Origin of the sequence: Streptomyces sp. SID11385 (genome assembly GCF_010548245.1) — a bacterium.
Lineage (GTDB): Bacteria > Actinomycetota > Actinomycetes > Streptomycetales > Streptomycetaceae > Streptomyces.
Genome location: NZ_JAAGLR010000948.1, coordinates 1 through 5017 on the forward strand (window position 1 = coordinate 1; position 5017 = coordinate 5017).

Genomic DNA, 5017 nt, shown 5'->3' on the forward strand with positions numbered 1-5017 from the left:
GGGCTCGGGGTCGCGGAGTGCACGGGGAAGAGCGAGTAGACGGTGTCGCCGACGGTGACGCGCTGCGCGCCGAGCCGTCCGGTCCGCACCGCGTCGAGGCGGGCCGAGGCGAGGGTCTCGCGCACCTCGGGGGCGAGCGCGGGCGCGCCGGTACGTGCCGAGCCGGCGATCTCGCGGCCCGTCGCCGAGAGCACCCAGGCGTGCAGGTCGAGGTCGCTGCCCAGCAGGTCGAGCACCGCGCCCGGACCGCCCGCGGGGCCGCCCGTCATGAGCTTGCGGTGCCGGTCCACGACCGCCGCGAGGTCCCCGGCGCGCTCGCCGGAAACCTGCCGCACGATGTGCTCGGTGATCGTCGCGAAGGCGACGGACTCGCTCACCGAGAAGAGCGGGACCCGGTACCGGGCGCAGGCCGCGATCAGGTCCTCGGGGACCGGGCCCAGTTCGGCCTCGCCCGCCGCGAGCGCCGCGACGCCCGCTTCCGAGACGATCCGCACGAAGGACTCGGAGTCCTCGGGCGCGTGCCGCCAGGCGAGCCCCGTGAGGACCAGCTCACCCCCCGAGAGGTAGCGGCTCGGGTCGCGCAGGTCGGTCGTCATGACCCCGCGCACCGTACGGTCCAGCTGCTCGGCGCCGCCGAGGAGCCGGAGCCCCAGCGTGCCGCTCTCCAGCAGTGCGCGCAGCCGCATGTCCTCGCCGCCGATCCCTAGGTGTTTCCTGGGCGAAACAGCGAAGTGAAACGCCCGCATTCTTCATACGAATCTACAAGACAGGGGCCCTGGACAGCCAATTCGTTCATGGGTTCGGTGACTGTGCGGAACGGCCCTGTCACCGCTTCACTGGGCGCACCCGTGGTACGGCCGTACGGAAGCCGCCCCCTTGCCCCGCCGGCCCCGCTTGTCCCGCCCGCCCCCGACGCCCTTCCTTCCGACCGCACGACCGACCGGGAGAGACCCGCATGGAGTCCGCATGGAGTTCCTGAGACCAGCAAGCTGGGAGGACGCGCTCGCCGCGAAGGCGGCGCACCCCGCCGCCGTCCCGCTCGCGGGCGGCACCGACGTCATGGTCGAGCTGAACTTCGACCACCGCAGGCCCGCGCACCTCATCGACCTCGGCCGCGTCGCGGCGCTGAGCGCGTGGGAACGCGACGGGGACACGGTACGCCTGGGCGCCTCCGTCCCGTACACGCGGATCATCACCGAGCTGGCCGCCGAGCTGCCCGGGCTCGCGCGCGCCGCGCACACCGTCGCCTCGCCGCAGATCCGCAACCGCGGCGGCGTCGGCGGCAACCTCGGCACCGCCTCGCCCGCCGGGGACGCGCACCCCGCGCTCCTCGCCTCGGGCGCCGACATCGAGGTGGCCTCGGTACGCGGCACGCGCCGCGTCCCCGTCGACGACTTCTACACGGGCGTCAAGCGCAACGCCCTCGCCCCCGACGAGCTGATCCGCGCGATCCACCTGCCCGCCGCGCGCGGACCGCAGCAGTTCTCCAAGGTGGGCACGCGCAACGCCATGGTCATCGCCGTGTGCGCCTTCGGCCTCGCGCTCCACCCCGAGCGCCGCACGCTGCGCACCGGGATCGGCTCGGCCGCGCCCACCCCCGTGCGCGCGAAGGCGGCCGAGGAGTTCCTCACCTCCGTGCTCGACGAGGAGCGCTGCTGGGAGACCGGCAGACCACCCGGCGAGGCGGCGCTGCGGCAGTTCGGGCAGCTCGCGTCGGGCGCCTGCGACCCCATCGACGACGTGCGCGGCTCGGCCGCCTACCGCAGGCACGCGGTCGGCGTCATGGCCCGCCGCACCTTCACCTGGGCCTGGCAGGCCCTCGCCACCGAGCAGCGCGGGAACGGAGCGTCATGCGCGTGAACCTCGTCGTCAACGGACGGCGCCAGGAGGCCGACGACGTGTGGGAGGGCGAGTCGCTCCTGTACGTACTGCGCGAACGCCTCGGCCTGCCCGGCTCCAAGAACGCCTGCGAGCAGGGCGAGTGCGGCTCCTGCACGGTCCGGCTCGACGGCGTCCTGGTCTGCGCCTGCCTCGTCGCCGCCGGACAGGCGGAGGGACGGCGCGTCGACACGGTCGAAGGACTCGCGGAGTACGCGGCCGGGCGCGCCGGTACGGAGCCCGCGACCGCCGCTCCCGAGGACCCGCGCCGCTGGGAGGCGAGCCCGCGAGAGCCGGGCGGCCCCGCGCTCTCGCCCGTCCAGCGGGCGTTCGTCGACGCGGGCGCCGTCCAGTGCGGCTTCTGCACCCCGGGCCTCCTCGTCGCCGCCGACGACCTCCTCGAACGCGTGCCCTCGCCCAGCGACGCCGACATCCGCGAGGCCCTGTCCGGCAACCTGTGCCGCTGCACCGGCTACGAGAAGATCCTCGACGCCGTCCGTCTCGCCGCCGCCCGCCAGGACACGGCCCGCACCGAGGAGGCCCGGTGACCACCCCGCGCACCACCCCCACCGGCGTCCCCACCCACCTCACCCAGGGGCGCCCCGGCACCACGACCCCGGGCGGGATCGGCGAGTCGACGCTCCGCCCCGACGGCATCCTCAAGGTCACCGGCGAGTTCGCGTACGCCTCGGACATGTGGCACGAGGACATGCTGTGGGGCCACACCCTGCGCTCCCCGCACGCCCACGCCGAGATCCGCTCCATCGACACCGCCGAGGCCCTCGCCACGCCGGGCGTGCACGCCGTCCTCACCTACGACGACCTGCCCACCGCCGTGCGCCACTACGGGCTGGAGATCCAGGACACGCCCGTCCTCGCCCACGGCCGCGTCCGCCACCACGGCGAGCCCGTCGCGCTCGTCGCCGCCGACCACCCCGAGACCGCGCGCCGTGCCGCCGCGAAGATCCGCGTCGACTACCGCGAACTCCCCGTCGTCACCGACGAGGCGTCCGCGACCGCGCCGGGCGCGCCGCTCCTGCACGAGGGCCGCGCCGACCACCACGCCGCGCACGTCCCGCACCCCAACATCGTCCACCGCCAGCCGGTCGTGCGCGGCGACGTCGCGGCGGCGGCCCGGCGCGCGGACGTCGTCGTGAGCGGCGAGTACTTCTTCGGGATGCAGGACCAGGCGTTCCTCGGCCCCGAGTCCGGACTCGCGGTGCCCGCCGACGACGGCGGCGTCGACCTCTACATCGCCACCCAGTGGCTCCACTCCGACCTCCGCCAGATCGCCCCCGTGCTCGGCCTGCCCGAGGAGAAGATCCGCATGACGCTCTCCGGCGTCGGCGGCGCCTTCGGCGGGCGCGAGGACCTGTCCATGCAGATCCACGGCTGCCTCCTCGCGCTCCGCACCGGCAAGCCCGTCAAGATCGTCTACAACCGCTTCGAGTCCTTCTTCGGCCACGTCCACCGCCACCCCGCCAGGCTCCACTACGAGCACGGAGCGACCCGCGACGGCAAGCTCACCCACCTCAGGGCGCGCATCGTCCTCGACGGCGGCGCCTACGCCTCCTCGTCCCCCGCCGTCGTCGGCAACGCGGCCTCGCTCGGCGCGGGCCCGTACGTCGTCGACGACGTCGAGATCGAGACGCTCGCCCTCTACACCAACAACCCGCCCTGCGGCGCGATGCGCGGCTTCGGCGCCGTGCAGGCGTGCTTCGCGTACGAGGCGCAGATGGACAAGCTCGCCGCCGCGCTCAGCATGGACCCCGTCGAGTTCCGGCGCCTCAACGCCATGGAGCAGGGCTCCGTCATGCCGACCGGGCAGGTCGTGGACTCGCCCGCGCCCGTCGCCGAACTCCTGCGCCGCGTCAAGGCCCGCCCGCTGCCGCCCGAACGGCAGTGGGAGTCCAGCGAGGGCGCCGACGTGCGGCACCTGCCCGGCGGCCTGTCGAACACCAGCCACGGCGAAGGCGTCGTCCGGGGCATCGGCTACGCGGTCGGCATCAAGAACGTCGGCTTCTCGGAGGGCTTCGACGACTACTCGACCGCGCGCGTGCGCCTGGAGAGCATCGCGGGCGAGGCCGTCGCGACCGTGCACACCGCGATGGCCGAGGTCGGCCAGGGCGGCGTCACCGTCCACGCCCAGATCGCCCGCACCGAACTCGGCGTCACCCAGGTCACCATCAACCCCGCCGACACCCGCGTCGGTTCGGCCGGCTCGACCTCCGCCTCCCGGCAGACCTACATGACGGGCGGCGCGGTCAAGCACGTGTGCGGACTCGTCCGCGCGCGGGTGCTCGACCTCGGACGCGTCAAGTTCGGCACGTACCACCCGGCCTGGGCGCACGCCGAACTCCTCCTGGAGGACGGCAAGGTCGTCACCGAGGGCGGCGAAGTCCTCGCGAGCCTCGCCGACGTGCTCGGCGACGAGAGCGTCGAGATCGAGGACGAGTGGCGCCACCGCCCCACCGAGCCCTTCCACCGCCGCACCGGGCAGGGCAAGGGCCACGTGCAGTACTCCTTCGCCGCGCACCGCGCCGTCGTCGAGGTCGACACCGAACTCGGCCTCGTCAAAGTCGTCGAACTCGCCTGCGCCCAGGACGTCGGCAAGGCCCTCAACCCGCTCTCCGTGCAGGGCCAGATCCAGGGCGGCAGCACCCAGGGCCTCGGCATCGCCGTCATGGAGGAGATCCTGGTCGACCCGGTCACCGCGAAGGTCCGCAACCCCTCCTTCACCGACTACCTCATCCCCACCATCCTCGACACGCCCACGATCCCCCTCGACATCCTCGAACTCGCCGACGACCACGCCCCCTACGGCCTGCGCGGCATCGGCGAGGCGCCCACGCTCTCCTCGACGCCCGCCATCCTGGCGGCGATCCGCGCCGCGACGGGCCGCGCGCTCGACCGCACCCCCGTACGCCCCGAACACCTCGTGGACTGACCCCTCCGGAGACCGCCATGCTCGACCTCGCCCCCACCCTGCGCCGGTGGGCCGCCGAAGGCCGCGCCTTCGCCGTCGCCACCGTCGTCTCCGTCACCGGCAGCGCGCCCCGCGCGCCCGGCGCGGCCCTCGCCGTCGACGCGGCGGGGGAGGCGGTCGGCTCGGTCTCCGGCGGCTGCGTCGAGGGCGCGG

At 74.3% G+C, this 5017-nt stretch carries 5 protein-coding genes; 4 read left to right on the forward strand and 1 reads right to left on the reverse strand.

Features of this window, described 5'->3' with window-relative positions; genetic code table 11:
* Window positions 1-686: PucR family transcriptional regulator ligand-binding domain-containing protein (locus G3I42_RS28895; protein WP_203607495.1), on the reverse strand; the 686-nt coding region annotated here is incomplete at its 3' end.
* Window positions 687-966: 280 nt separating this feature from the next.
* Between G3I42_RS28895 and G3I42_RS28900 the strand changes: the two genes are divergently transcribed.
* The 4 genes from G3I42_RS28900 to G3I42_RS28915 form a co-directional block, all read left to right on the forward strand.
* Entirely contained in the window at window positions 967-1860 is an 894-nt protein-coding gene (locus G3I42_RS28900) for an FAD binding domain-containing protein (protein ID WP_164290705.1), read from the forward strand.
* Window positions 1851-2426, forward strand: a complete 576-nt coding sequence (locus G3I42_RS28905; RefSeq protein WP_164290706.1) for a (2Fe-2S)-binding protein — start codon at window positions 1851-1853, stop codon at window positions 2424-2426. The genes G3I42_RS28900 and G3I42_RS28905 overlap by 10 nt, the downstream gene beginning before the upstream one ends.
* Entirely contained in the window at window positions 2423-4825 is a 2403-nt protein-coding gene (gene pucD, locus G3I42_RS28910; protein WP_164290707.1) for a xanthine dehydrogenase subunit D, read from the forward strand. Before G3I42_RS28905 ends, pucD begins: the two co-directional genes overlap by 4 nt.
* Before the next feature lie 17 nt (window positions 4826-4842).
* On the forward strand, window positions 4843-5017 hold a 175-nt coding region (locus tag G3I42_RS28915), incomplete at its 3' end, for an XdhC family protein (protein WP_164290708.1).

Bases quoted from the DNA above. Each gene is read 5' to 3' on its own strand.
- G3I42_RS28900 (WP_164290705.1), top strand. From the start codon at position 967: ATGGAGTTCCTGAGACCAGCAAGCTGGGAGGACGCGCTCGCCGCGAAG.
- G3I42_RS28905 (WP_164290706.1), top strand. From the start codon at position 1,851: ATGCGCGTGAACCTCGTCGTCAACGGACGGCGCCAGGAGGCCGACGAC.